At 47.1% G+C, this 26,515-nt stretch carries 24 protein-coding genes and 1 riboswitch; of the genes, 19 read left to right on the top strand and 5 right to left on the bottom strand.

The features are described from left to right. The first annotated feature begins 28 nt into the window (after positions 1–28). The 3 genes from DESRU_RS11020 (at position 29) to DESRU_RS11010 (ending at position 2,659) form a co-directional block, all read left to right on the top strand. Positions 29–1,105 (top strand): 6-phosphofructokinase, encoded by a 1,077-nt coding sequence (locus DESRU_RS11020; RefSeq protein WP_013842185.1) that lies wholly within the window; start codon positions 29–31, stop codon positions 1,103–1,105. 35 nt (positions 1,106–1,140) lie between these two features. Continuing rightward, the gene (locus tag DESRU_RS11015) at positions 1,141–1,425 is read left to right on the top strand and encodes a late competence development ComFB family protein (RefSeq protein WP_013842184.1); all 285 of its coding nucleotides are present in this window, start codon (positions 1,141–1,143) and stop codon (positions 1,423–1,425) included. A 64-nt stretch (positions 1,426–1,489) separates the two neighbouring features. After that, positions 1,490–2,659, top strand: coding sequence for a glycosyltransferase family 4 protein (locus DESRU_RS11010; RefSeq protein WP_013842183.1), 1,170 nt, complete (start codon positions 1,490–1,492; stop codon positions 2,657–2,659). A 1-nt stretch (position 2,660) separates the two neighbouring features. Here the strand turns inward: DESRU_RS11010 and DESRU_RS11005 are convergent, their stop codons facing one another. Further along, positions 2,661–3,287: a hypothetical protein gene (locus DESRU_RS11005; RefSeq protein ID WP_013842182.1), complete on the bottom strand. Its 627-nt coding sequence runs from the start codon at positions 3,285–3,287 to the stop codon at positions 2,661–2,663. Positions 3,288–3,408: 121 nt separating this feature from the next. Here DESRU_RS11005 and DESRU_RS11000 point away from each other — a divergent pair, with 121 nt between their 5' ends. From DESRU_RS11000 to DESRU_RS10985, 4 genes are all read left to right on the top strand, one after another. Then, positions 3,409–3,726, top strand: a complete 318-nt coding sequence (locus DESRU_RS11000) for a DVU0772 family protein (RefSeq protein WP_238446276.1) — start codon at positions 3,409–3,411, stop codon at positions 3,724–3,726. Between the two features lie 377 nt (positions 3,727–4,103). After that, on the top strand, positions 4,104–6,215 hold the full coding sequence (locus DESRU_RS10995) for a transglycosylase domain-containing protein (protein ID WP_013842180.1): 2,112 nt from the start codon (positions 4,104–4,106) through the stop codon (positions 6,213–6,215). A 614-nt stretch (positions 6,216–6,829) separates the two neighbouring features. After that, on the top strand, positions 6,830–8,038 hold the full coding sequence (locus tag DESRU_RS10990) for an MFS transporter (RefSeq protein WP_013842179.1): 1,209 nt from the start codon (positions 6,830–6,832) through the stop codon (positions 8,036–8,038). Positions 8,039–8,243: 205 nt separating this feature from the next. Then, positions 8,244–8,693 carry a GatB/YqeY domain-containing protein gene (locus tag DESRU_RS10985; RefSeq protein ID WP_013842178.1) on the top strand — a complete coding sequence of 150 codons (450 nt, stop codon included), beginning with the start codon at positions 8,244–8,246 and terminating at the stop codon, positions 8,691–8,693. 71 nt (positions 8,694–8,764) lie between these two features. On the opposite strand, the gene DESRU_RS10980 is transcribed toward DESRU_RS10985, so the two are convergent. Continuing rightward, complete coding sequence (locus DESRU_RS10980) at positions 8,765–9,931, bottom strand: type III PLP-dependent enzyme (protein ID WP_013842177.1); 1,167 nt, start codon at positions 9,929–9,931, stop codon at positions 8,765–8,767. A gap of 240 nt (positions 9,932–10,171) precedes the next feature. Here DESRU_RS10980 and DESRU_RS10975 point away from each other — a divergent pair, with 240 nt between their 5' ends. The 12 genes from DESRU_RS10975 to pflA all read left to right on the top strand — a co-directional run bounded on the left by DESRU_RS10975 (position 10,172) and on the right by pflA (position 23,731). After that, a complete protein-coding gene (locus tag DESRU_RS10975) occupies positions 10,172–11,845 on the top strand; it encodes a spore germination protein (protein WP_013842176.1) in 1,674 nt (557 codons plus the stop codon). Further along, positions 11,817–12,920, top strand: coding sequence for a GerAB/ArcD/ProY family transporter (locus DESRU_RS10970; protein ID WP_013842175.1), 1,104 nt, complete (start codon positions 11,817–11,819; stop codon positions 12,918–12,920). Before DESRU_RS10975 ends, DESRU_RS10970 begins: the two co-directional genes overlap by 29 nt. After that, positions 12,913–14,106 carry a Ger(x)C family spore germination protein gene (locus DESRU_RS10965; protein ID WP_013842174.1) on the top strand — a complete coding sequence of 398 codons (1,194 nt, stop codon included), beginning with the start codon at positions 12,913–12,915 and terminating at the stop codon, positions 14,104–14,106. The genes DESRU_RS10970 and DESRU_RS10965 overlap by 8 nt, the downstream gene beginning before the upstream one ends. A 33-nt stretch (positions 14,107–14,139) precedes the next feature. After that, complete coding sequence (locus tag DESRU_RS10960; protein ID WP_013842173.1) at positions 14,140–14,355, top strand: hypothetical protein; 216 nt, start codon at positions 14,140–14,142, stop codon at positions 14,353–14,355. Positions 14,356–14,521: 166 nt separating this feature from the next. Then, positions 14,522–15,493, top strand: a complete 972-nt coding sequence (locus tag DESRU_RS10955; RefSeq protein WP_013842172.1) for a sulfite exporter TauE/SafE family protein — start codon at positions 14,522–14,524, stop codon at positions 15,491–15,493. Between the two features lie 272 nt (positions 15,494–15,765). Further along, complete coding sequence (locus DESRU_RS10950) at positions 15,766–16,545, top strand: amidohydrolase family protein (protein ID WP_013842171.1); 780 nt, start codon at positions 15,766–15,768, stop codon at positions 16,543–16,545. A 229-nt stretch (positions 16,546–16,774) separates the two neighbouring features. Further along, positions 16,775–18,223, top strand: a complete 1,449-nt coding sequence (cshA, locus tag DESRU_RS10945) for a degradosome RNA helicase CshA (protein WP_013842170.1) — start codon at positions 16,775–16,777, stop codon at positions 18,221–18,223. An 830-nt stretch (positions 18,224–19,053) separates the two neighbouring features. Beyond that, entirely contained in the window at positions 19,054–19,416 is a 363-nt protein-coding gene (locus DESRU_RS10940; RefSeq protein ID WP_013842169.1) for an ArsR/SmtB family transcription factor, read from the top strand. Between the two features lie 70 nt (positions 19,417–19,486). After that, a riboswitch (ZMP/ZTP riboswitch) is annotated at positions 19,487–19,572 on the top strand. A gap of 64 nt (positions 19,573–19,636) precedes the next feature. Beyond that, on the top strand, positions 19,637–21,868 hold the full coding sequence (gene pflB / locus DESRU_RS10935) for a formate C-acetyltransferase (protein WP_013842168.1): 2,232 nt from the start codon (positions 19,637–19,639) through the stop codon (positions 21,866–21,868). A 125-nt stretch (positions 21,869–21,993) separates the two neighbouring features. Then, positions 21,994–22,548 carry a TetR/AcrR family transcriptional regulator gene (locus DESRU_RS10930; RefSeq protein ID WP_013842167.1) on the top strand — a complete coding sequence of 185 codons (555 nt, stop codon included), beginning with the start codon at positions 21,994–21,996 and terminating at the stop codon, positions 22,546–22,548. Continuing rightward, the gene (locus DESRU_RS10925) at positions 22,548–22,934 is read left to right on the top strand and encodes a DMT family transporter (RefSeq protein ID WP_013842166.1); all 387 of its coding nucleotides are present in this window, start codon (positions 22,548–22,550) and stop codon (positions 22,932–22,934) included. Before DESRU_RS10930 ends, DESRU_RS10925 begins: the two co-directional genes overlap by 1 nt. 68 nt (positions 22,935–23,002) lie before the next feature. Then, complete coding sequence (gene pflA, locus DESRU_RS10920; protein WP_013842165.1) at positions 23,003–23,731, top strand: pyruvate formate-lyase-activating protein; 729 nt, start codon at positions 23,003–23,005, stop codon at positions 23,729–23,731. Positions 23,732–23,751: 20 nt separating this feature from the next. Here the strand turns inward: pflA and DESRU_RS10915 are convergent, their stop codons facing one another. From DESRU_RS10915 to DESRU_RS10905, 3 genes are read right to left on the bottom strand one after another with little or no spacing between them, the layout of a single operon-like run. Beyond that, a complete protein-coding gene (locus tag DESRU_RS10915; protein WP_013842164.1) occupies positions 23,752–24,378 on the bottom strand; it encodes a GTP-binding protein in 627 nt (208 codons plus the stop codon). Between the two features lie 46 nt (positions 24,379–24,424). Next, positions 24,425–25,264 carry a TIGR03943 family putative permease subunit gene (locus DESRU_RS10910; RefSeq protein ID WP_013842163.1) on the bottom strand — a complete coding sequence of 280 codons (840 nt, stop codon included), beginning with the start codon at positions 25,262–25,264 and terminating at the stop codon, positions 24,425–24,427. Further along, entirely contained in the window at positions 25,261–26,307 is a 1,047-nt protein-coding gene (locus DESRU_RS10905; RefSeq protein ID WP_013842162.1) for a permease, read from the bottom strand. Before DESRU_RS10905 ends, DESRU_RS10910 begins: the two co-directional genes overlap by 4 nt. Positions 26,308–26,515: the final 208 nt, after the last annotated feature.

The following is a 26,515-nucleotide window of genomic DNA, read 5'->3' as shown; positions in this document are numbered from 1 at the left end:
TTAGCAACAATGAACGGGGGTGTAGAATATGGTTGGGCGTATCGCGGTATTGACCGGCGGGGGAGATGCTCCCGGCTTAAATGCGGTTATCCGAGCCATTGTAAAAACAGCCGTCCGGCAGTACGGTATGGAAGTGATCGGCTTCCGGGATGGATTTAAAGGGGTTATGGAAAATAATTTTTATCCGTTGACAGAAAAAGAAGTTTCCGGAATCTTACCCCGGGGTGGCACCATTTTGGGTACCACCAACCGTGATAATCCCTTTCACTATCAAGTGGCCAAGGGGCAGTTTGCCGACCGCTCGGACCAGTGTATTGAAACCATCAAAAAACATGCGGATGTGCTGATTGTGATTGGCGGCGACGGGTCCCTGGCCATTGCCCATGATTTAGCCCGGAAGGGTCTGCCGGTGGTGGGTTGTCCCAAAACCATTGATAATGATCTGGCAGTGGGACAGGCCAAAACCTTTGGTTTTGATACAGCCTATGCCTTTGCCACAGAGGCTTTGGACAGGCTGCATTCTACTGCGGAGTCCCATCACCGGGTAATTGTTTTGGAAGTCATGGGCCGCTATGCAGGCCATATCGCTTTGTATTCCGGCTTGGCCGGCGGAGCCGACATTATATTAATTCCTGAAATTCCCTTCCACTATCATAAAATTGCTGCCAAGATCCAGGAGCGGCTGGATCATAACAAGCGATTCAGCCTGGTGGTGGCTGCTGAAGGGGCCAAGCCCGTTGACGGCCAGATGGTTGTCAGCAAGATGATTGCGGACAGTACCGATCCGGTTCGTCTAGGCGGTATTGGTGAAGTGGTGGCGCACAAACTGGAAGAACTGACCGGCATTGAAACCCGGGTTACCGTGTTGGGTCACCTGCAGAGGGGCGGCAGCCCCACACCTCTGGACCGTATTTTGGCCACCCTGTATGGTGCGGCAGCCGTGGATTTTGTGGCCAGGGGAGCGTTTGGCCAGGTAGTTTCTTTGGACGAAGATCAAGTTGTTCCCATCCCGCTGTCCGAGGTAGCCAAAGGAATTCGCCGGGTGGATGCCCAGGGAGAGATGGTCCTTACGGCCAAAAAAGTGGGAATCTCCTTTGGCGACTAAGGTTAAACCTAAGGAAAAGATCAGGAGGGATAACGATGATTCGCAATTACATTGAACTGGCTGTAGAAGAAACATTGGATGATGTATTAAACCGATATGCTTTGAATCATCCCGGAACCTGTACCTGTGCAAGATGCCGGCTGGATATTATGGCTATTGCTTTGAATAACCTGCCAACCCGTTACGTGGTAACCGATGTGGGCGGCATTTTTACCAAAGTAGCCCTGGACCAGGTTGCCGGAAGAGCTCAGGTGATTGCCGCCATATTAAATGCCATACCCATTGTGCAAAAGAACCCCAGACACGAAACAAAAGAATAATGGTTTAGACTTCCACTCCTTTGTTTATACTTTTAGCAGTATATATCTTAGGGGTGACTTTTTTATGCGCATTGGATTCTTTACCGACAGCTATAAACCTTATATTAGCGGAGTGGTGCACTCCATTGAAACCTTTTCCAGGGAATTAAAAAAACTGGGCCATGAGGTGACCATCTTTGCCCCCAATTATCCTACCGCGGCAGAGGAAGAGAAGGTTTTCCGTTTCCCGTCCATTCCCGCAGTGCGGCATCCCGGTTTTTATATTTCCATTCCCCTGGCTCCCGGTCTAACCCGTTTTCTGGAAGAAAATGCCCCGGATATTGTTCACGTCCATTCACCCTTTATTATGGGCCGGGTTGGCGCCAGAGTTGCCAAAAGCCGTCATCTGCCCCTGGTGTTCACCTATCATACCCTTTATGATCAATACACCCACTACGTACCCTTTGCCCGTCAGATTAGCAGGGATTTAACCCGGAAATTCTGCATTGATTTTTGTAACCGCTGTGATTTGGTGATTACCCCCACCGGAGTCATTGGCAAACAAATTAAGGAAATGGGCGTAAGCGCTCCTATTCAAAGCCTGCCCACCGGCATTAACCAGGAAGAGTTTGCCGGAGCGGACAGGGATTGGCTGCGCAGGACCTATGGCATAAAAGAAGAGGAGTTTGTTTTGCTCTTTGTAGGCAGAATGAGCCGGGAAAAAAATGTTGGTTTTTTAATTAAAGTTTTAAAATTAATTATGGGAGGGTACGGGCTGTCGGCAAAACTGGTGCTGGTAGGGGAAGGACCCGAGACCGAGAACTTGAAAACCTTGGTGGCTGAACAAGGGCTGGTGCATCAGGTGATTTTTACCGGAAAAATAAGCCGGGAAAATCTTATCCGGGCTTACAGCGGCGCCGACCTGTTTGTTTTTGCCTCGGTGACTGAAACCCAAGGCCTGGTTATTGGAGAAGCCAAAGCAGCGGGAGTTCCTGTAGTGGCGGTGGACGCCTTTGGCGTTTCAGAGATGGTTGTGAATGGGGAGGAGGGTTACCTGGTGCCTCAGGATGAACAACTCTTTGTATCAAGGGTGGTTACTATCCTCAAAAACCCGCAATTAAGACAAAAAATGAGCAGACAGGTTCTGGTCAATGCCGCCAACCTGTCCGCTCAAGCTTGTGCTCAAAAATTAGCTCATTTTTATCAACAACTTCATGAGAGATACGCCCAGCAGCGGACATCCTCCCTTGGTTAAGTTACTTCTGGGGCTGTTCTTGCTTCAATTCCTGCTTTAGCTGGGAGAGCAAGGTGATTAATTCATCCAATTGATCTTCATAGAGTTCAAAAGATACGTTTTGTCTGTTGGCGTGGTCCAGATTATCCTTTACGGTGAGTTTTACCAAGAAGCTGGAGAGGGCGGGAAACTGTCCGCTGGGGGGTTTTACCACCCTTTGGGCCACAAACTGTTCCATGACATTGGAAATACAGGTACGATAAAAATAATAGGCCTGCTGTAATTTGGGGTTAATAATTTTTTCTTTAATAATTTTAATTTTTTGCTCCATAATGGCCTGGACCGTATGGCCTTCCTTGGCCGCGTCGCTTAACAACTGCTCTTCCCGATTATCCAGCAGCATCAAAGTGATGTCAACTACTTCTTCAATGGTATCCTGCACCCGGTCGGGGTCATAATGGGCAAAAACCTCCTCCACTTCCGGAACGGAATCAAGATTGATGACGGTTTCCTGATAATCAAAGGAAAAGGAGGCTAGTCCTTGATTAAATAATGTTTCTAACACCGTGGTAATGTCTGAAAACATATCGGTATTTTTAGTAATAAGCTCTTGATTGATATTAACCACTTTATTATCCTGCTGAGTCATGAATATGGCCTCCTTTATTATTTGCATTTATTATTTCCCGACTTTCCATGAAATAAAGAACGCGAAGAAAACTTGATCACCGCTGTCAAAAGAATTAAAATATTATGGACAAAAAGAATTTATGAGAGGGGTTTTAAATATGGTGATTCCCATTATCAAACCATTAATTGAATGGGATTATGACTTTAATAACGAATTTAAAAACCGGGAAAGAGGATATACCTTTGTCATAGATGTCTGGGAGTGTAAACCCAAATTGGCTTTATACAAATTTACCCCCTTTGGCGTAAAGTGTGACCATCTGGATCAACAACCTCCGGAGGAAATGCTGCAAAGCGCCCTTAGGGAGCAGACGGAAAATGCCCAGGACGGCATTTATAAAATCTCTCCGGAATTAAGAAGCTGGATTGAAAAAAACGTTTTACAGGAAGAGTCTTAAAAAGAAATAATTTACTAAAGGTTAAAGGAAATTTTGATTTATCAGTGAATATATAGATTAAGGCTGACTTACCACGAAAGGATGGGAGGTGTTGACCTTGATCCGGGCTATATTTAGTTTATTTTCAGTATTTTCCATCAGCCCTGTCATTGAACTTGTCATTTTCTCCGCCCTGGTGGGCACGGTATTTCTTCTCCAGTTAGTTATTCTATAAATAGGTGTTATTAACCGGCCGGGGGCCGGTTTTCTTTAGCAACAACCTGGCTTCCGCCTGCTCTAAAGGCTTGGCGGGAGCCAAGTTTTCTTTCTTCATTAGCAATATAGCCATTATTTTAGAATAAGCTAAAAGAAGTACAGGGAAACGGGGTGGACGGTAGGTGACGGAGAAGGCATCCAAAAATTCCGGGATTCGATTATTAAAGCTGTCTATAGGGGTATTGGTGCTTATTTTTTTAGTCTTGGCAGGGGGATTGACTTATACCGTTATACAGGATTATGAAGAGGTTGCCTCACGCTATAATTTGGATCAGTTTGAATATCAAAGAAATCAAAAGAGTATCATTTACTCCTCCAACGGAGAAGTCATCGCTGAGTTGTATGAACGGGAGAAACGTTACGTATCCCTGGACAAAATCTCAGCACCCATGAAAGAGGCTATTTTAGCCATTGAAGATCACCGTTTTTATAATCATTTTGGCATTGATTTTATTGGCACCTTCAGGGCCCTTTACCGAGACCTGGCCCACCGGGAAGCGGTTGAGGGCGGCAGCACCATCACCCAGCAACTGGTAAGAAATCTGTTTCTTACCAACGAAAAAACCTTTCAAAGAAAGATTACAGAAATTTTTTTAGCCTTAAAAATGGAAAGCCGTTTTAGTAAAGATGAAATTTTGGAGATGTATTTAAATGAAATCTATTTTGGCAACGGCTGTTATGGGGTGGAGTCCGCTGCCAGAAAATACTTTAATAAAAATGCCGGTGATCTCAATTTGGCCGAATCCTCCATGCTGGCAGCCATACCCAAGGCGCCGAACCTTTATGAGCCCTTAAACCATTTAGAGGCCAACAAAGTTCGTCAAAAAGATGTCCTGAATCGAATGGTTCAATTAAAGATGATTGCTTTCCAGGAGGCGGAAGCTGCCCGGCAGCAGGAAATACAGGTGCATCCTGTTCAGGCCTCAGAGGAATCGTTCCATTACGCCTTTCCTTATTTCACCACCGAAATTGTAAAACAACTGGTGGATCTGTATGGCCGCCAGAGAGTCTTTCATGAAGGGCTGGTGGTTACAACCACCTTAGATACCCGGGCGGTTAAGGCAGCGGAGGAAGTGGTCCGGCGAAAGGCCGCCGAATTAAAGCAAAGGGGAATCGCCGCCAGCAATATTTGTATTGTATCGGTGGATCCGGCCGATGGGGCGGTGCTTTCCCTGGTGGGAGGCACGGATTTCCGGGTGGATCAAAACAACCTGGCCATGATTCCCAGGCAGCCCGGTTCCTCCATTAAGCCCATTCATTATGCCGGGGCCCTGGAACAGAAAATCATTAATGAATCCTCTCAAATTAACGCCCGTTCCAAGGACTTCAACAAATATTATGTGGCTTCCAAAGTGGACGGCAGCGTAACGGTGCTGTCGGCCTTAAAGTATTCCATGAATGTACCGGCAGTGGAAGTTGTTAATTTAATGGGTGTAAAAAACGCCATTGAAAACATGAAACGGTTTGGCATCACCACCATCAGCAGCGAGCATGATGCGAATCTGGCCATTGCTCTGGGGGGGATGTATTATGGCGTGAAACCCATTGAGATGGCGGCGGCCTTTGCCACCTTTGCCAATGATGGGAAATATAATAAACCGTATATGATTAAAACCGTAGAGGACCAAAAGGGAAATATTCTTTACCAGCATGACTCCCAACCCAAACAGATTATTTCCGCCAAAACCGCTCAAACCATGACCAAAATACTGACCGAGGCGGTACGGGGCGGCACCGGCACCCGGGCCAATATTACCGGAAACGAGGCCGGGAAAACCGGTACCACCGATGACAGCCGGTGTTTATGGTTTGTTGGCTATAACCAGGAGATCTCCACTGCGGTTTGGGTCGGCAACAGCGATAATCGCCCTGTCCGGGGCTACAGCGGGGGTGACCTGGCGTCTCCCATCTGGCGTGAATACATGATCTCTTTGATGGATAGCCGGGTCATCAAAAGACCCTCCCGGAGCATCCTTCCTTTGCTTGAGGATACCCCTGTGAAGGAGCAGGAAGAGAATCTGCCGGAGCAAGAGGAGACCGCCTTGCCTCCGGAAGAGCCGGTGCAGGAACCGGTAGAGCCTGGAGCTGAACCTGAAACGGAACCCTCTTCTCCGGTAAACACTCCGGAGCAGCCAAAGGGCAATGAACCCCTAGAACCAAACACCCCTGTGGAGAGCCCGGAAACGTCTGAAAATCCTCAAACCACGGAAGTTAATCCCGCAAATATGCCGTAGGAGTGTTGCAAAACTACCTTTTAATTGCGTGTCAAAGAACAGCGAGATAACGCAATGAACAATCGGACTAATAAAACACGGATTTTACAGATTTTTACGGGTTCGCATCTTTATCTAAAAATCCGCGTAAATCCGTGTTTTATTCTTTTCCCCAAACCAGAACCCCCGGATATTCTCCGGGGGTTTCTTAATGCTTAATTGCTGTTACAGCCACAACCGCCGCCGCTGCCTCCAAGAAGCAGTAGGATAAGGATTAAAAAGATGATAAAAACACAGCTATCATATCCGCCGCCACCGCATCCATAGCCCATTGTATATTCCCCTTTCCTGTTTGATAGTTCATGGTATGGAAAGAAAAGCTGGAATGTTACAAGGAAAAATAACCCCGACTTGAGTTTGCTTCAGGAGGGCTGTCCTTGGGGCGGCTTTTTTATCAATAATCCGGATTTGGGCTAACGTAATTCCGATATGAGTAGAGAAATGATCCGGCGATTTTTATACTTGGATATAACAGCACCCTTCAGAGGGGTTTTAGCTGCATCCTGCCCTTTATGGAAGAACCGTAGCGGGGTTGACAGAAGTTTTAAATGGAAAAACGAATAGGAGGAATGACATTGACCGAGCAAAGCATGAATCAAAAAAGAACCTTTTGGCTATTTGTTCTGACCGGGATGCTCCTGGTACTCACCACCAGCGGGTTTGCCCGTATGTCCTATGGGGCGGTGCTTCCCTACATGCAGGAGGATTTAAGTTTATCCATCTCCCAGGCAGGTTTGATCGGCACGGTGATGTTTTTAGGTTATCTGGTTACGGTGGGATTATCCGGCGTTTTAGCCTTCCGTTGGGGTGCCAAGGCCGTACTGCTGGCAGGGGGAGGCGGCGTCCTGGTTAGTATGCTGGGTCTGGCCTGGGCCTCTTCATTTTGGTGGGTGTGCTTGTTTATGTTTGTTTCCGGCGCAGGAAGCGCGCTGGTTTTTACCCCTTTGATGTCCGTAATGATCGGCTGGTTTCCGGACAAAAGAGGAATTGCCCTGGGCATCATTTTAAGTGGAGCGGGAATCGGCATGCTTTTAAGCGGCATCCTCACGCCTTTGATTATGCAGCAGTTTGCAGATTTAAGCTGGCGGGCGGTATGGATCTTTTTTGGCCTCATCTCACTGGCTGTTTTACTGCTGGCGGTGGTAATTTTAAAAAACCCAGCACTGACCCATACAACCGATACCCAGGAAAACAAACCTCAATGGCTTAAAAACAGAGAACTGACGAAAATAGCACTGCTCTATTTCTTACTGGGTGTTTCCTACCTGATCCCCAATCTTTATCAAACCAGCTACATGCTGGAAAACGGATTTTCCAGTGCAACGGCGGGGTGGGTATATGCCGTAGCCGGGGTCTTCAGCATTGTAGGAGGTCCCCTATGGGGAGGTATTTCCGATAAAATTGGCGCACAGAAAACACTGCTTGCTGCCTGGATTTTTGCTGTGGCCGGCGACCTTATTCCCGTGCTTGGCACCCATATAGGAGGATTTATCCTTTCGGCGGCCATTTGGGGATCCAGTATCGGGGGATTGGTTACACTAATTCAGGTTAAGGCCTCTCAGCAGGTGCCTCAAAGGTATGTTTCTGCGGTAATTGGTTTCATCTCGGTATTTTATGCGGTGGGTCAGATGATGGGGCCCGGTTTATCCGGCTGGATCAGCGACCATATGGGCGGTTTTGCCAGTGCCTATGTATTTGGCGCCATCATCTATGCCGCAGGGCTGATGGTAACCTTGAACCTTTCAAAGGAAGCCGCAAGAATTTCAATGGCGGCCAAGAAATAGCAGTGGTCCAGGAGGTTTGTTGCTGTCACCCTTTAAATCAGGGGTCTTGCCAACCTAGCCGGGCGGGCCGCTAAGAACGGATGGTCCTTGTAGCCTTAGAGGGTATCCCTTGGGCGGCTTGACCAGGCCATGGCTCACCTGCTAAAATTTAGATGTTACAATAGAAAGGCATTGGTAGCATACTCCTGAAAAATAGGATGAAAGGATGACTCCTGTGAAGAAGCGTTTAATGAATGATATGAAAGAAGCCATGAAGGCCAGAGATAAACTGAAAGTGGACACCATCCGCATGGTGAATGCCGCCGTCAAGAATGCGGAAATCAACGGGAAAAAGGAATTGGGCGATGCGGAAGTAACGGATATTATTGTCAGGGAAATCAAAATGAGGCGGGATGCCCTGGAAGAATATAAAAAGGCGGACCGTCCGGAAGAGGTGGCTAAGCTGGAGCAGGAAATCAATTTACTGCTGAACTACCTGCCGGAGCAGCTTTCTGAAGAGGAGATTAGAAAAATCGTTCAGGAAACCGTTCTCCAGGTGGGGGCCCAGGGACCCAAAGAGATGGGGAAGGTTATGGCCGCCTTAATGCCAAAGGTGAAAGGGAAGGCCGATGGCAAGGTTGTTAACGGTATTGTTAAAGAAGTACTGGGTGCCTAGAAATTTGTATTTTGCAAAGTAAAAACCATTAAACCCACAGTCCATCTAAAAAGGACTGTGGGTTTAATTTTTTAACTTACCGCTTTAATCTCCTCTTGAAGCTTTTCCTCAACCTCTTCCCAGATTACGGTTTCCGCCTTGGCAAAGCCGTTAAAAGTAGTAGCCGAGGCCGATGAATAAGCGCCGCAGTTGGCTACCAGCACCAGATCGTCAATTTCAAGAGGGGGAGTTTTATAGTCTTTAAAGACCACATCCAGGGAATCGCAGCTAGGACCGGCAAAGGTTGCTTCAATTTCCGGACCTTTTTTAGTTTTGGCCACTTCCATTTCATATTCCCAGTGATCAAAAAGAATTCCTGAAAAAGTTCCGTAAATTCCTTCGTCCAGATAGTACCACTGCCGGCCGTTACGAATCTGGGAACCGATAATCCGTGTAATTAAGTTCATGGTGGTGCCGCTGAGATAACGCCCGGGTTCCGCCCAAATCTCGGTATCCGGGAAAAGGCTTTGCAAGCCATAATGAATCTGATCCATAAAGGAGGCCATATCCATATTTAAATCGCCGGTAGGGATGGGGAAGCCGCCGCCGATATCCAGAATTTTTAAATGGATTCCTTGCAGGGCTGCATCATCAAAAATCCGCCGGGAGATGGAGAGGGCATCCAGATAAGCGTCGGCACTGGTATTTTGGCTTCCCACGTGGAAGCAAAGCCCTGCTACCTCCAGACCCTCCTGGATGGCCAAAAGCATTAAAGGAATGGCGTCCTTGGGATCGGCGCCAAATTTTTTATTTAAATCCACCAGGGAGTGGTTATTATCCACCCGGATGCGCACTAAAACACGGGCTTGTGGATTGGAACGGGCAATACGGTAGATTTCACTTTCGCTGTCCAGGGTGAAATCGCGGACACCGGTTTTACCGGCGGTTTCCAGACCTTTATAGGTTTTTACCGGATTGGCGTAAACCATACGATCCGGAGAAATGCCCATACTGACCAGGGAGGTAATTTCGCCTTCCGAGGCCACATCAAAAGAACAGTCCATCTCTGCCAGTTTTTGAACCAGCCGCAAATCAGGATTGGATTTGATGGCATAAAAAATCTTAACTCCGGGAAGGTGCTGGCGGAGAAATTCATAGTTATGCTCTACCTGCTTTAAAGAGAGTATCAGTAAAGGCGTACCATACTCCTGGGCCAGTCCCTCAACCTTCCCCCAGGGAAGCTTGAAAAATTCTTTCATGACCGTTCCCCCCGGTAAAATATTTAAAACACACGAAATAAATTGTACCACAGATTGTCAAATCTGCAATAGATACGGCAAAAAAATTAAAAAGAATATGGCAAAGGTCCGGTGGATTCAGAAAATAAAGGGAATGACATGATAACCGGGCGGCCGTTGCAGGGGATAGCACAGTATAAAACTACCAGTAATGCAAATAATTAATAAAGATGGAGTCCGTTTAAACGGGAGATCAAATGAATGCGCAAATTGATTAAGCCGTCCAGGCCAAACTCGTTAAAAAGCCGTAAGCAGAATTCCAATAAAAATGGTGATACGGAAAAAAAGATTCCGGAAAACCCGATTCAGCAGAGTCTTCTGGAGCCTGATATTGAAAACAACCTTCAGCGAATAAAAGAAGTTTTTAAAGATTGCAGCGACGTGGTTTACCGTGAATTTCTTTTTGCCCAGCAAGAAGATATAAAATTAGCCCTGGTCTACATGGATGGGCTGGTTGATGAAACAATCGTTTCGGACCAAATCATGAAAGCATTGACCCTGGAGGCGGCCATGGCTACGCCGCCTTCCGACATTTCCAAGGCCAGGGCCTATCATTTAATTAAAGAGCGTGGGTTGTGTACCCAGCAGATCAAGGAAACCGTTAAACTGGCAAAGGTTGTGGACGCGGTATTGGCCGGGGATACGGTACTGCTGGTGGACGGGCACGCCAGTGCCATAATTAATGGCGCCAGAGGTTGGAAAGCCCGCCAGGTTGAGGATGCCAAAACCGAGATGTCCATCCGCAGCCCCCGGGAGGCCTTTGTTGAAACCCTACGGGTTAATACCGCGCTGCTTCGTCGCAAGATCAAAAGCACGGATTTAAAAATGGAAATGCTGAAGATCGGCCGTCTGACCCAAACCGATGTGGCCGTAGTTTATATCCAGGGTATTGTGAACGACGGCCTGGTAAAAGAAGTTAAAAAACGGCTGCAAAGAATTGACATTGATGGTGTGCTGGAGAGCGGCTATCTTGAGGAAATGATTCAGGACAATCCATTCAGCCCATTCCCCAATGTTAACCATACTGAACGGCCGGACCGTCTGGCGGCCAAGATACTGGAAGGACGGGTGGGCATCATGGTTGACGGAACCCCCTTTGTCCTCACGGTGCCAACCACGTTTTTTGAATATATGCAGGCGGCAGAGGATTATTACGAACGATTTCCCACGGGCACGGCGGTTCGCGTCATCCGTTATTTGTCCTTAGTGCTGTCGTTGTTGGCGCCTTCTTTATATATTGCTCAGGTTTCCTTTCACCAGGAAATGCTGCCCACCTCCCTTTTGTTAAGTCTTGCCGCCCAGCGGGAAGCGGTGCCTTTTCCCGTGCTGGTGGAAGCATTGTTGATGGAAATTTCCTTTGAGATACTGAGAGAAGCGGGACTCCGGCTGCCCCGTCAGGTGGGTCAGGCAGTCAGCATTGTGGGAGCTCTGATTGTGGGTCAGGCCGCTGTTCAGGCCGGGCTGGTGGCTCCCGCCACCGTCATTACAGTGGCCATCACGGGAATTTCTTCCTTTGTATTTTTTTATCAGATGGGGATTGCCATCCGGCTGCTGCGCTTTCCCTTGATGGTTCTATCTGCCACCCTGGGGCTTTTCGGGTTGATCTCGGGCATTATTTTAATTATAACCCATCTTTGTACCATGCGTTCTTTTGGGACGCCCTATCTCAGCCCGGTGGCTCCTATGAAAATTTCCGATATGAAGGATTATATTTTCCGGGCGCCCCGCTGGGCGATGATCAAGCGTCCCAGTCTTTTAGGAGTAAAAAATGTTCAGAGAATGAAACGCCATCAAAAACCCAAGCCACCTGAAAACCAGTCCGGTGCCAAAGGAGGGACAAAAAATCATGCTGGAAGGGGGAAAAATCAGCACTAGACAGGCGATCTTTTTGCTGACCACCACCATCTTTGCCACAGTCATTCTTTTTGTCCCCAGCATTACTGCCAACTATGCCATGCAGGATGCCTGGATTTCCGTACTGCTGGCCACAGCCTGCGGGTTGTTGATGGCCTGGTTGATTACCAGGCTGGGACTCTATTATCCGGATAAAACCATCTTTGAATACGCCGGCAAAATTGTTGGCCGCTGGCCCGGCAAAGCAGTGGGATTATTATACATCCTCTGGTTTTTGCATTTAAATGCCGAAGTGATCCGGGAATACGGTGAATTGATGACCGCCGCTTTTATGCCGGATACGCCCATTATTGTCTTTCATCTGATCGTGGTGGCTCTGGCCGCTTATGCCGTAAGAAACGGCCTGGAGGTTTTGACCCGGGCCAACGAAGTTTTTTTTCCGGTTATTTTAGGGTCCATTATCCTGGTATTACTCTTATCCATAGGAAACATGGATTTCAACAGGCTGCTCCCTATTTGGGACGCCGGAGCCATTCCTGTTCTCAAGGGAAGCCTGGTACCTTTGTCCTGGTTCGGTGAGATTGTGACCATTATGATCCTTTTGCCTTATCTCAACAAGCCCGGCAAGGCTTATCAGGTGTCGGCGGCGGCCCTTCTGATCTCCGGTTTGTTATTGCTGTCCTCCGTTGTGGGAGCCCTGGCCATTTTTGGGCCACAACTCTCCGGTGCTTGGATGTTTCCCACCCTGAACAATGCCAGGATCATCAGCATTGCCAATTTTATAGAAAGAATGGAACCTTTTGTTATGGGCGTCTGGGTTACCGGAGGATTTATTAAAATCTCTGTTTTTTTTTGGGTAGTGGTTTTGGGCACTGCCCAGATATTGGAACTGAAGGACTACCGTCCGCTGGTGCTTCCCATTGGCGCTACCCTGGTGGCCTTGTCCATGTTTCTCAACTCCAATATTCTGGATTTATTGCTGTTCTTGTCTCAGGTTTGGCCGGCTTATGCTCTGTCCATCTTCGAGGTGGGTATTCCCCTGCTGCTGCTGGTTATTGCCTGGCTCCGGGGTAAGAAGGAGGGAAGTCATGAATAAAAAAAGGATTTCCTTTTTAATCCTGATACTGGTACTGGTCTTGCTCAGCGGCTGCTGGAGCCGCCGGGAGATCAGTGATCTGGCCATTGTACTGGGGGCCGGGGTTGACTTAACCCCGGATAAGAAAGTTCGCATTACCCTTCAGTTGGCCAGGCCTTCCGCCTTTAGCAGCGGTTCGGAGACCGGCGGCGGAAGCCAGTTGAAACAAAATATCGTCTGGGTGGTATCCGCAGTGGGGGATACTATTTTTGAAGCAGAGAGGAAATTAGCTCTAACGGTAGACCGGAGACTTTACTGGGGACACAGCATTATTCTGGTGCTGGGGGAGGAAATGGCGAAACAAGGCGTCCGGCATGTCACTAATTTTTTCGTACGCAATCCGGAGCCCCGTGAGACTGCCTGGGTTTTTGTCACCCGGGGGGAAGCGAAGAGGGTTTTGGAAAGCCATTCGGAGCTGGAAAGAACATCGGCACAGTCCGCGGGTTATCTGGCCAGGAACCAGGTGGCCTTTTCAGTGATTTTGAAAGATTTTATTATAGACCTTGCTTCCAAAGCAACCAATCCCCTTGCCCCGGTTATTGAATTAAAGCCTGAAGGAGAGCCCCAGGGACCGGGATTGGAAGAAGCGCCTCAACATGAGGAACTGGCCATTACCGGAACAGGGGTATTTAAAGACGAAAAGCTCATTGGCTGGTTGGATCTTGCGGAAACCAGGGGGCTGTTATGGCTGCGGGGAGAGATAGAAAAAGGAACCATTACCATACCCTCACCGGGGGAGCCGGACAAACTGCTTTCTCTGAATGTTGTTCGTGCCCAAACCAAAGTGGAACCCTATTATGACGGACAAACCATTCATTTTAAAGTCTCCATGACCTGTGAAATGAATTTGCTGGAGCAGCAGTCAAAGGAAGAACTCTTTAATTTGGAAAAAATCGCAGCCTTAGAAAGGAAAGCGGAGGAGAACATTATTGCCAAGTCCACCGGAGCTTTGGAGAAGGCCCAGGAGGTATATGGCGTGGATATTTTTGACTTCGGAGAGGTTTTTCACCGCAAATATAAAAAAGAATGGAAAGAAATGAAGGATCACTGGGACGAGGAATTCGTTAATTCAGAAGTCAGCATTTCCGCGGAGGCCAAGCTGCAAAGCACCGGGCTGCAAAGAAGAAGAACCAGCCTGGAAGATTAACGCCAAGCATTCTGTATGTATAGGAGTTCTGAAATGATTATACTCATCGTCTTAGCCTTTGGCGTCATTGTTTTCCTTGAGGTGCCGGGTCTTGTAAAGAAAAAAGCCTGGCGGGAACTGGCTGCCTTTAGCTTTTTTTTAATCCTTGGCTTTACTCTGGCCCTGCTGCAGGTAATGGGAGTTGCCCTGCCGAATCCTAATCACGCCATTGAAGCCTTGTTCAGGCCCTTTACAGAGTGGATGGAATAATCTCATGGGATGTTAAAAGGCTATTGACATATTTATGAATCTTTAGTATTTTTATAAAAAATCTATATGCGCGATGCAAATAGATTAAAGAAATTTCGTCCAGGGATTGACGAATTAGTTAAATGCTATTGAACTCCTGAATGGAAATAAGAAAGGGGTGCTAAAAATGCATTTTCCGGTATCCGGGATTGATGTGCTGCCCTTTATACCACCGCTGGTGGCCTTCCTGGTTTCTTCCGTCACCGCTTCCGCAGGAGTTTCCGGGGCGTTTTTACTGCTGCCCTTTCAAATGAGCGTGCTGCACTATACAAGTCCTTCCGTAAGTCCAACCAACATGATTTATAATATTGTGGCTATCCCGGGAGGGCTGTACCGGTATATCCGGGAAGGAAGAATGGCCTGGCCCCTTACCTGGGCTATTGTTTTGGGTACGCTGCCCGGTGTGTTTTTCGGCGCCTGGATAAGAATATTATATTTACCGGATCCCGGGACCTTTAAATTGTTCGTGGGCCTTGTTCTTTTGTATCTTGGCTACCGGCTGCTGTCGGAAGTAGCGGGTTGGAATAAAAAGATGAAAGAACAAAACAAAATTATGCAAAAGAAATTTGCTGAGCAAATCGCCAAACTGAGAGTAGAGAATACCCGTCGTTTGGCTGCCGGTTTGCCTGCGGAGGCGGTTGTCAAAACCAAATCCATTTCTTTACGCAGGGTTGAGTATGAATTCTGGGGTGAAACCTATTCCTTCAGCACCTTGGCTATTTTAACCCTGTCCCTGGCGGTGGGGTTGATTGGCGGCATTTACGGCATTGGGGGAGGGGCCATTATTTCACCTTTTTGTGTGGCTGTTTTAGGATTACCTATTTATACGGTGGCCGGTGCCGCTCTGGCCGGGACATTGATCACCTCCATCGCCGGGGTTGCTTACTATCACCTCCTGGCTGCAACCTCCATAGCCGGCAGTGTTGCCATTGCGCCGGACTGGTTGCTGGGAACTTTGTTTGGTGTGGGTGGCTTGTTGGGGACCTATGTGGGAGCAAGGATACAAAAATTTCTTCCGGATAAAATCATTAAAACCGTTCTTTGCCTATTGGTTTTATTCCTTGCCTTTAGTTACATTGCTCAATATTTCTTACCCTAGCGTTTCTGCTAAGCAGCTTAAAAGATCTTTAGTTTATTGGATATTTAAAAAAGATTGGTATAAAATATGACCATTGCCATATTTAGTCTTGTTAAGCCAAGGTTCTTATCGTATAATATTATTTTAGTACGGTAGGTTTGTTTCTTTTTGATTTTTGGCGAAGTTAAACGCTATATTTATTCCCTGGATAAAAAGCCCCTGCCAAGGGGTTTTTTCTGTTTTTAAAGATTTTTTATAGAAGATTCTATGGAGGAGGATAGGGGGTAAAGAGATTGTTTATAGATATGCACGCTCATTTTTTTCCCGAAAGTATTGCTTTTAAGGTGACTCATCAACTGGCCGATTATTATGAAGTTGACGTTCCCTATCAAGGGACCCTGGAGGAGTATCAAAATTTGATCCAGCGCCAGGGGGTGGATGCAGCGGTCTTTTTTACTGTGGCCACCGTTCCTGCCCAGGTAAAAATAGCCAATGACTGGGCCATTCGCAATACCAAGGGCCCCTTGATTGGATTCGGAACCCTTCACCCGGATTACCAGGATATTGACGGGGAAATCCAAAAATTAAAGCGAGCCGGCATTAAAGGGATTAAGTTTCATCCTAATTTTCAACAATTTTATATGGACGACCCCAAGGCGCTGTCCATGTATGAAAGAATTGTTTCAGATTTTATTGTTCTTTTCCACGTGGGAGATACGCCTTTTAGAAAGGATTTCTCTTCACCGACAAGAATGTCTCGAATATTGGATCTTTTTCCCGGCATGCAGTTTGTGGCTGCCCATATGGGCGGCTGGCAGATGTGGGATCAGGCTTTGGAACATCTGGTTGGCAGAGAGGTATATTTTGATACTTCCAGCAGTGCGGGTTTTTTAGCGCCGGAAAAATTTAAACAAATGATTCGGGAACATGGTTACCGACGGATTTTGTTAGGCAGCGATTATCCCATCAGTGATCCTTTAAAAGAATCCCAATATTTAGACGGGTTGAATTTAAAGGACCATGAGTATCGGGGAATCCTCGGGGAGAATGCCAGGAAATTATTATCACGCTGATCTTTTATCCCGTTCGTCATAAACTGGTAAATCCCTAAAGGAGATTATCAAGGTTAATAACAATTTAAGCAAAAAATTCACATAAAATACTGAGGCTTTCTGCATGAGTAAAGAGGGAAGGAGTAAGTATCCCTGAAAATGGAAATCATATGTACCGGGGATAAGAAAATAAAAATTAAATTCATTTGTGTCAGCTTTTACTAGTCAGAAGAGAGGCGTGTTTTTATTTATGACATACTTTTATGAGTTGGGGTTAAGTGAATCTTTGCTCCAGGCCTTGGCCAACATGGGTTTCGAAGAGGCCACACCCATTCAGGAAAAAACCATACCCGTTGCCCTTCAGCAAAGGGATTTGATTGGACAGGCCCATACGGGAACCGGGAAGACCGCTGCCTTTGGTGTTCCCATGGTTGAGAAATTTGAAGAAGAAGCAGATCGGGTTCAGGGCCTGGTCATTACTCCCACCCGGGAGTTGGCGGTTCAAGTGGCCGAGGAGTTAAACCGCATCGGCCAAATAAAAGGCATTCGTACCCTGCCGATTTACGGTGGTCAGGATATTAACCGGCAGATTAAGGCTTTGAAGAAAAGGCCTCATATCATTGTTGGTACTCCGGGCCGGCTGATGGATCATATGGACAGAAGGACGCTGCGCCTGCAGGGGATTAAGATGGTGGTCCTGGATGAGGCGGACGAGATGCTGAATATGGGATTCATCGAGGATATTGAAGCCATTCTGCAGGAGATTCCGGAGGAGCGTCAGAGTCTTCTTTTCTCAGCCACCATGCCTAAACCCATCCAGGTATTGGCCCAGCGCTTTTTAAAAGATCCGGAATTTATTAGTATTAAAGCCAAGGAAGTGACCGTACCCAGCATTGATCAAAGCTACATTGAGGTTCAGGAAAGAGAAAAGTTTGAAGCCCTCTGCCGGCTTTTGGATACTCAATCACCGGAATTGGCCATTGTTTTTGGCCGTACCAAACGCCGGGTGGATGAACTTTATGAAGCCTTAAATAAACGGGGCTATTCAGCCGAAGGGATTCATGGGGATCTTTCCCAGTCCAAAAGGGATAGTGTCCTGCGTCAGTTTAAAGAGGCGACCATTGACGTTCTGGTGGCCACGGATGTGGCGGCACGGGGATTGGATATCAGCGGTGTAACCCATGTTTATAACTTTGACATCCCCCAGGACCCCGAGGGCTATGTCCACCGCATCGGGCGAACCGGGCGCGCGGGTAAAAAAGGGGAAGCCATAACCTTTGTTACTCCCAGGGAAATTCATCATTTAAGAATGATTGAAAATATTACTAAACGAAAGATTACCCGGCAGTCCGTGCCTACAATGAAAGAGACCATTGAAGGGCAGCAGCGTCTGACGGTGGAGAGATTACTAAAAATTGTTGAAGAAGGAGATTTTCAGCACTACTATAAATTGGCTGAGGAACTATTGGCGGAAACCGATTCGGTGACCCTTCTGGCCGCAGCTTTAAAAAGTCTAACCAGGGAGCCCGATCGTTCGCCTGTTCAATTGACAGAGGAAAAACCCCTGCGTGTCAAGAAAACCCATGTACCAAAGCCCCGCCCCAAGCAATACCATAAAGAGAACCGCGGCAGACAGCAGGAGAATAAAGGGACGGCAGCCAAAGGCAAAATACGCGGCAAACGGAAGGTTTCCATATAACAGCAGAGGAATCGGTTTTATATAACGTCCTGCAGGGAAGTTAAAAGGTTAATGACAATTATTTTATATTGACCTATCAGCCATCCTGTGATATTATGATATAATAATATCAGGAAGGAGGGTCGATGATGTCTACAGAATTAATTAACAAAATCCTTGAGGACATTGGCTTGGAGAAAATAAGCCGCACAGAAGAACAGGATAGAGAGTAAGAAATCGAAGGCGGAAATAACCCACTCGCCTTCGATTTTAGTTTTTAGCGCTCTTTTCAATTGTCCCCGCGGTTTCCTTCTTTACTCTTCTTAAAAACTTTTCCCAGGAGATAATCTAAATAAGCAAAGATTGATCCAGGACGGTGCTTAAGAGGATGTAAGCCAGATTAAATTAACCCCCAGGGTACCGTAAGGAAACATAACCAAGGATCGAGGATTGAAAAGAATGCTAAAGATGCTAAAGCCAAAGCCGACGGCCAAATAATTTACTTGAAATCACCTTTAAGCCACTGATATTTTTTCAACTGTAGCTTTTTCTTATGGTTATTGAATCATAGAGATAACTACCACGATTTAAATTTTCTTACTCATGGGCATCCTTTTAGATACAAACTTTTTCCCATTTTATTTAAATGATAGGGCGTCATTCTTGTCCTTAGGGCGATCTGCGTCAAAGGGAATGAGATGAATGAAAGGGACAGATCCTAACCTCGTATCGGTAATCGGTATTCAGAAATAACGTGACAAAGAGCAAACAGTATTATACCATAGTAATATAGTGATGTAAGCCAATCCATTGATTTCAGGATAAAGGGAATTCCTTTTGGAGGTGATGAAGTGGACCGGGCAAAGCAGCAGGACACTTGTGAAACCTTTTGTTTTAACGAAGAGAAAGTAAACCGTTTGAGGGGCGAGGTAAAGATTACCGAAGGATTGGCGGAGATTTTTAAAGCCCTGGCGGATGATACGCGTATAAAGATTATTTACGCTCTCTCCCAGGAAGAACTTTGCGTTTGCGATGTGGCGGCCATTATTGGCTCAACGGTACCGGTAGCTTCCCATCATCTGCGCTTATTAAAGAACATTGGCCTGGCGAAACATCGCAAACAAGGAAAGATGGTATTTTATACGCTGGACGACGAATGTGTAAAGACCATCATTGAGGCGTCATTACTGCACCATAAGCACCACGATCAATAGGAATTATTTTCTTTAAATGGTCATTGCCAAAAGACCGGATTATAATTATAATGAGATGGTAATAGAATATTGGCAGTTACATGACTGGCGGAAGAAATGTGGAGTATACCACAGAGGATTGTAACTGTTGTAAAGCCGACCGCCTGGGCAATTCACCGTACATGGTACGATGTGATTGCCCAGGCGGTCTTTTGTTTTTTTAAGAAAGGGGATAGGAGAAGTGAGACAAGCATGGGCCGGTTTTCAGGGTGAAAAATGGCGGCTGGAAGTGAATGTCCGGGATTTTATCCAAAACAATTACACCCCTTATAGCGGTGGAGAGGAATTTCTCTGCCGGGAAACAGAGAAAACGCAAAAATTATGGCAGAAATGTCTGGCTCTCTTTCGGGAAGAAAGAAATAAAGGAGGGGTTTTAAGTATTGATACTTCCCGGGCAACCGGAATCAATGCCTATGGCCCCGGCTTTATTGATCAAAACCTGGAAATCATCCTGGGCCTGCAGACCGAAAAACCCCTGGAAAGAGCCGTAAATCCCTTTGGGGGACTGCGGATGGCCAAAGAAGCCTGTAAAGCCTACGGCTATACCCTGGACCCGCAGTTGGAGGATTTTTTTGTTAAATATAAAAAGACCCATAACGACGGGGTCTTTGATACCTATACCTCTGAAATGCGCAAGGCCAGAAGTCTGGGCATTATTACCGGCTTACCCGATGCCTATGGACGGGGCCGCATTATCGGGGATTACCGCAGAGTGGCCTTATATGGGGTAACCCGGCTCATCGAAGAGAAGGAGAAAGATCTGGAAAACATGGCCTTTTTGGCCATGACCCAGGAAGCTATTGTCCTAAGGGAAGAAATCAGAGAACAGATAAAAGCTTTACGGCTGTTAATGGAGATGGCCTCTGCCTACGGCTTTAACCTGAGTGAACCGGCTGCCAATGCCAGGGAAGCCTTTCAGTGGCTGTACTTTGCTTATCTGGGAGCCATCAAAGAGCAAAACGGTGCGGCCATGTCCCTGGGACGCATTAGTACCTTTCTGGATATTTATATTGAAAGGGATCTGGCGGCCGGTCTTTTAACCGAGACGGAAGCTCAGGAACTGGTGGACCAATTGGTCATTAAACTAAGATTGGCCAGGCAGTTAAGAACTCCGGAATACGATAAATTTTTCGCCGGAGATCCCCTATGGATTACCGAAGCCATTGGCGGCATGGGGCTGGACGGCAGGACTCTGGTTACCAAAAACTCTTATCGTTTTTTGCATACCCTGATAAACCTGGGACCGGCTCCCGAGCCCAATTTAACGGTGTTGTGGTCCAAAGACCTGCCCCAAGCCTTTAAGGATTTTTGCGCGGCCATTTCCATTCAAACCAGCTCCATTCAGTATGAGAATGACGACTTAATGCGGGCGTTTTATGGCGATGATTATGGCATTGCCTGCTGTGTATCCGCTATGAAAATTGGTAAACAACTGCAATTTTTTGGCGCCAGAGTCAATTTAGCCAAACTTCTGCTGCTGGCCATCAACGGGGGAAGGGATGAGATAACCGGGAAACAGTTGGCGCCTGAAATTCCTCCTTTGGACGGTGAAGTCGTGGATTATCACCAGGTGAAAAAGAATTTTCTCATCTTGCAAGATTGGCTATGCAGACTTTATGTAAACACTTTGAATATCATCCATTGCATGCATGACAAATACGCCTACGAGAAAATTCAAACCGCCTTGCACGACAGCCGGGTTGAACGGCTGATGGCCTTTGGGGCTGCCGGTTTATCGGTGGCGGCGGATTCCTTCAGTGCCATCAAATATGCCCAAGTTTATCCCATCCGGAACGAGGAAGGAATGGCGGTTAATTACCGCATTGAAGGTGAGTTTCCCAAGTACGGCAACGATGACGACCGGGTGGACGACATCGCCGTTGAGCTGGTACGGGGCTTTAGTGATAATTTAAAGAAATACGACACCTACCGCCAGGCCAGGCATACCCTGTCCATCCTTACCATTACCTCCAATGTGATGTATGGTAAAAAAACCGGGGCAACTCCCGACGGACGTCCAAAGGGCAGCCCCTTTGCCCCGGGAGCCAATCCCATGCACGGCAGGGACACCCACGGCGCCCTGGCCAGCTTAAACTCGGTGGCCAAGCTGCCCTATGAAGCCTGCCTGGACGGTATCAGCAATACCTTCTCCATTATTCCCACCGCCCTGGGCCGGGAACCGGAGGACCGGGTTAATCATTTGGTCCATATCCTGGATGGTTATTTTGAACAACGGGCGCACCATCTAAATGTAAACGTGCTGCACCGCAAAATGCTGGAAAAGGCCATGGAGGAGCCGGAAAATTATCCTCAATTAACCGTTCGGGTTTCCGGTTACGCGGTCCATTTTACCCGGCTCTCCAGAGAACACCAACTGGAAGTGATCCGGAGGACCTTCTTTGAAAGATTTTAACCAATAAAATATAAAATGACTTCACGGGCAGTCCATGTTCCTAGACGCGTGTAATTCCAGGATCACTCATTATACTTGACACTATACCGTCTGGACGGTATAGTTGAGTAAAAGGGGGAGATCCAGTGAGTTCAGATAACAGGACATCGGCACGTGCGCGTATATTAACGGCTGCTTCCGACATTATTCGCAATCAAGGCTTAGAACGATTAACCCTGGAAGCAGTGGCGAAAGAAGCCGGACTCAGTAAAGGCGGCTTGTTATATCACTTTCCCAGTAAAGAGGCTCTGATTACAGGCATGGTAGAAGAGTTAAACAGTAATTATGCGGCGGATATTCAAGAAAGAGTAACCAATGACAGTCGAGCCAAGGGAAAATGGAGCCGGGCCTATGTGGAATCAACTTTTAGCGGCTTAGAAGACGGCTTTCCTATGAGTTCGGCTCTTTCGGCAGTTCTTTTTACAAACCCGAAATTACTGGAAGAAATGCAAACACAATATGGCATTTGGCAAAGAAACATAGAAAATGACGGAATCAATCCGGTTCGCGCCAGTATTGCCAGGCTTACCGCGGACGGTTTATGGTTTTCGGAGGTGTTTGGATTATCCCCTTTAGATCAAAAACTTAGAGAACGTGTTTTTCATGAACTGATGAATTGGCTAAAGGGGGAGGATGAATAATGGCTTATTTATTCTTAGCCATTTCTATCATGAGTGAGCTTTTTGGCACCTCTATGCTCAAAGCATCCCAAGGATTTACCCGGTTGCTCCCGGTCCTAGCGACAGTGATCAGCTTTACCTGTTCCTTTTTCTTTTTATCATTGTCGCTCAAGACCATACCGCTGAATACCGCTTATGCCATCTGGTCCGGCGTTGGCACGGTGGCTACCGTGGTCATATCCATACTCATTTGGAAAGAGAAAATAAATATCGGCAGTGTGATGGGAATTTCTCTTATTGTCATCGGTGTGGTGGTCTTAAACCTTTTTGGACCGGGGCATGGAAGCGAAGCGGCTAATTCTTCAAATGCTGAACGGTCTTTTACCCAGCAAGGGGAAAGGCATTGAACGAACTAATCGCGCGAAACAAAAGGATCTAAGACTTTAGGATGACTGGATATTGGGGAGGGGAAAAGGTGAAGGGGAGGATTCATTCCATTGAAAGCTGTGGTACTGTGGATGGACCGGGACTGCGCTGTGTGATTTTTTTTCAGGGCTGCCTTTTGCGATGCCGCTATTGCCACAATCCGGACACATGGAACCCAAAAGGCGGGCAGAAGATCGATTCCGCCGAAATTATCAGCAAGGTTCTTCGGTTTAAACCCTACTTTAAGCACCAGGGCGGAATCACTTTGTCCGGAGGGGAACCCCTGCTGCAGCCGGAATTTGCCGCTGAAATATTACAGTGCTGCCAAAATGCAGGTGTACACACGGCCATCGATACCTCGGGTTGGGTTGATAGACGGGCACTGGAAAAGGTGCTGCCCTTTACCGATTTACTGCTTCTGGACATAAAGGCTTTGGACAGCCCCCTGTATCAATGGATCACAGGCAAACCCCAAGAGCCCTTTTCTTTGGCCCTGGAATACATCAAAGCAAGCAAAGTGCCCCTGTGGTTACGGTATGTGGTTTTACCGGGCATCAATGATTCGGCCCTGCACATGCAAAAATTAAAAAAATTTGTGCATGCCCTGGAGAACCAAGTGGAGAAGGTGGAGCTGCTGCCTTATCACCCACTGGGGGTTCATAAGTGGCAAAAACTCAACTTGGTCTATACACTGGGCCACCTGAGTCCGCCAACAGAGGACGCTATGCAGCGGCTGCATGAGGAAATGAAACAAAGCCGGATTTTTTCTACGGCCTAATCCGGCTTTGTATTTTGCCCTTATATTTTTCCAAACAAAAGCCAGTAGAATAAATACATTGCCATGATGATTCCGGCGGTCCAAGCGATCTTGGCCAACCCCTTTAATCGAGTTGAGCGGATGACGTGCCGATACCAGGCTGACCATTCGTCCCCCGAAGTCAGGCATCCTTTGGGTTGGACATTCATGATCCAACGGTGGAGGTCAACGGTTCCTTCCCTGATCCAAAAACCATGACTGGTCAAGGCCATGGAGCGGAATAATTCTTCCAGAGGTTTTCCCATGGTCTGCCAGGTGGGGCCGTGAAAGACGGCCAGCGAGGCGCCCAGGGATATTTCTCCCTTGGCCCTCAAGATTTCCAGTGTCTCCAATAATTTTTGCCCCGGGGACATGCCGTTCACTTCAATAATTACCCGTTGCACCCCCGGGGTACAAATGAGCTTTTGCATTTCAACCGGGGGAAAACCCTTTTCCCAATCCCAAGAACAGACCTTTACCCGGGAGCCGTAATCAGGCAGTTGAAAGTCTCCCCATTCGGTTTGCAGGACAAGAATTTTTTCCTTGGTAAAAACCTCTCGAATCAGGTGATCAATCAAAGTGGTTTTTCCCGATCCGAGAAATCCCTGTACCACATCCACAACTCTCATATCATTGAATCCTCTCGATCCTCAGGAAAATCCTTTGGTTGCTTTTTTAATAGGCATAGATATAGGGGTCTGGAGGAAGGGGAATCTCCTCCCAATCCGTCACCTTCAGTCGGGGTCCTTTATCATCCAGAGCAGTTAATTTTCCACGCACCTTTACCCAGGTATTATCAGAGCAGGGGGCCTCTCCATCGGCCACAAATCCCACCGTTACCGCATCGGCCACACAGCAGGCAATGGCATACCGGGCGATCAGATAATGGCTTGCTTCCAGCCCTTCGGGATGGAAAATAAAACCGTCCACCTCCAACTCCTTCCCCAAATACTGAGCTGGATGATTATACATGTCATCCAGAAGTTCTACATAATTTTCCGAGGTAAACCGGATAATCGGATCATTGTTTCCGGGAAGGTTAGCCGGAGGCGCCTGGGTCTGATCCGGAGTTGCCGGATTCTGATCTCCCTGAGGAGCGGACGGCATGGTTTCCGGTTCTTTAATAGAAGGGTCCGTCGATTCCTGGAAATCCTTGTTGTCGTCATTATTAGCAGAGGGCTTTTGTTCTTGTGCCTTCTGCTGATAGGACATCATCCCCTTTTGACCGGCCATGGAACTATCCATCATCTTTGGAGGGAAAACCAGGGGCATTAAAAAGGCCAGCCAGATAATCAGCGTAGCTATTTTTAATGACCCGCGGCGTCCTTTGCTGTACCACAGGGAGATCCATTGCAACAGGCTGAAAAGGGACAGCAGCAGCAAAAAGGCCAGGGAAAACTTGGTCAATGGGATAAAGCGCGGATTAATGTAAAGGGATATTTGGCCTGTACTTAATAAGTTAAACAAAGTGTAGCTCAACATCAGCAAAGAGGTTAACCGGAATAAGGAATTCATCGGATCATCACCGCCGTTTTATTAATGGCAACCCCCAGTAAAAAGGATAGGGTGGCAACCCAAAAAACCAGAGTTATAACAAATCTCTTTTTAAATACCGCCAGCATCATGAGTAAATTCTTTAAATCCACCATGGGTCCAAAAATCATAAAAGCCAGAATAGACCCCGGGGTAAAAGTATTGACAAAAGTATTGGCCACAAAGGCGTCGGCTCCGGAACAGAGGGAGAGCAGAAAGGCCATGCTCATCATGACGCCCACCGAGCCTGTGGCGTGAGAACCGGCTTGAGTAAGCCATTCCCTGGGCAGGAATACCTGGGAGGCTGATGCTAAAAAAGCTCCAATGATGAGATAGTACACAATTCCGAAGAATTCTTCCTGACTGTGAGCAAAGACGCGGCGGATTTTTCCCCCGAAGGAACGGTTTAATTCATTACCGTGGGAGAATCCGCAGCCACAATAATAGCCCGTCCCTGGTTTCAGCGGCAGCCTCTCAGACCAGTGGCGGAGAAGCAGAAACCCGACCGTTATGGCTAAAAGATAAGCTCCTCCCAAACGCCATAAGACAAATTCAGGTTGTCTCATAAAAGCAAAATGAGTGGCCATGCCAACCACCGGGTTAACCACCGGAGCGGTCAATAAAAAGACGGTGGCCAGAGGGGCGGGCACACCTTTTTCCATTAATCGCTTTACGATGGGCACCAGGCCGCATTCGCAAAAGGGAAATAAAAACCCCAGTAAACCGGAAACCATAATGCCCAGAAACCAGGTGCGGGGCAGCAGCCGCTGAATCAGTTCCGGTGAGACAAACACCTCTAAAAGAGTTGAACCTAACACCCCCAGAATAACAAAGGGGAGCGCCTCAATAATGATGCTAAAAAAGATGACCTGTAAATTACCGAAAGCCCCCTGGCTCAATTCCTGGAAAAAACCCCCCGGTATCCGTTGAAGCTGGGCGGCAAAAACCGCCATAAGATTGATGACGATCAGAAGCAGCAGGAGAAAAGTGATACTACGTCCCTTGTAGACAGCAGACCGCAACATGTTTTAAAAACTCCTTTATTCCTTAAATTGGAAAGTTGTTTATATTCATTATTCAGTTGATATACTTAAAATTAATAAAGCAGGCAAAAATTTTAAATGTTTTTTGAGCAGGTTTAGCCTTTGAAGTAACTCTTTTTATTAAGAATAATTATGATCTAATAATATTATTATCATGGCATCCAATTTATGTCAAACAAGAATCTTGTCC

It is taken from the genome of Desulforamulus ruminis DSM 2154 (assembly GCF_000215085.1).
Classification (GTDB): domain Bacteria; phylum Bacillota; class Desulfotomaculia; order Desulfotomaculales; family Desulfotomaculaceae; genus Desulfotomaculum; species Desulfotomaculum ruminis.
This window is presented reverse-complemented; position numbering and strand designations above follow the sequence as displayed.

Coding starts and splice junctions, on each gene's coding strand:
- DESRU_RS10980 (WP_013842177.1), bottom strand. CDS start 9,931: ATGAAAGAATTTTTCAAGCTTCCCTGGGGGAAGGTTGAGGGACTGGCC.
- DESRU_RS10960 (WP_013842173.1), top strand. CDS start 14,140: ATGATTATACTCATCGTCTTAGCCTTTGGCGTCATTGTTTTCCTTGAG.
- DESRU_RS10915 (WP_013842164.1), bottom strand. CDS start 24,378: ATGAGAGTTGTGGATGTGGTACAGGGATTTCTCGGATCGGGAAAAACC.
- DESRU_RS10910 (WP_013842163.1), bottom strand. CDS start 25,264: ATGAATTCCTTATTCCGGTTAACCTCTTTGCTGATGTTGAGCTACACT.
- DESRU_RS10965 (WP_013842174.1), top strand. CDS start 12,913: ATGAATAAAAAAAGGATTTCCTTTTTAATCCTGATACTGGTACTGGTC.
- DESRU_RS11005 (WP_013842182.1), bottom strand. CDS start 3,287: ATGACTCAGCAGGATAATAAAGTGGTTAATATCAATCAAGAGCTTATT.
- DESRU_RS10985 (WP_013842178.1), top strand. CDS start 8,244: ATGACTCCTGTGAAGAAGCGTTTAATGAATGATATGAAAGAAGCCATG.
- DESRU_RS10925 (WP_013842166.1), top strand. CDS start 22,548: ATGGCTTATTTATTCTTAGCCATTTCTATCATGAGTGAGCTTTTTGGC.
- DESRU_RS11010 (WP_013842183.1), top strand. CDS start 1,490: ATGCGCATTGGATTCTTTACCGACAGCTATAAACCTTATATTAGCGGA.
- DESRU_RS10970 (WP_013842175.1), top strand. CDS start 11,817: ATGCTGGAAGGGGGAAAAATCAGCACTAGACAGGCGATCTTTTTGCTG.
- DESRU_RS11000 (WP_238446276.1), top strand. CDS start 3,409: ATGAGAGGGGTTTTAAATATGGTGATTCCCATTATCAAACCATTAATT.
- DESRU_RS10905 (WP_013842162.1), bottom strand. CDS start 26,307: ATGTTGCGGTCTGCTGTCTACAAGGGACGTAGTATCACTTTTCTCCTG.
- DESRU_RS10955 (WP_013842172.1), top strand. CDS start 14,522: ATGCATTTTCCGGTATCCGGGATTGATGTGCTGCCCTTTATACCACCG.
- DESRU_RS10975 (WP_013842176.1), top strand. CDS start 10,172: ATGCGCAAATTGATTAAGCCGTCCAGGCCAAACTCGTTAAAAAGCCGT.
- cshA (WP_013842170.1), top strand. CDS start 16,775: ATGACATACTTTTATGAGTTGGGGTTAAGTGAATCTTTGCTCCAGGCC.
- DESRU_RS11020 (WP_013842185.1), top strand. CDS start 29: ATGGTTGGGCGTATCGCGGTATTGACCGGCGGGGGAGATGCTCCCGGC.
- DESRU_RS11015 (WP_013842184.1), top strand. CDS start 1,141: ATGATTCGCAATTACATTGAACTGGCTGTAGAAGAAACATTGGATGAT.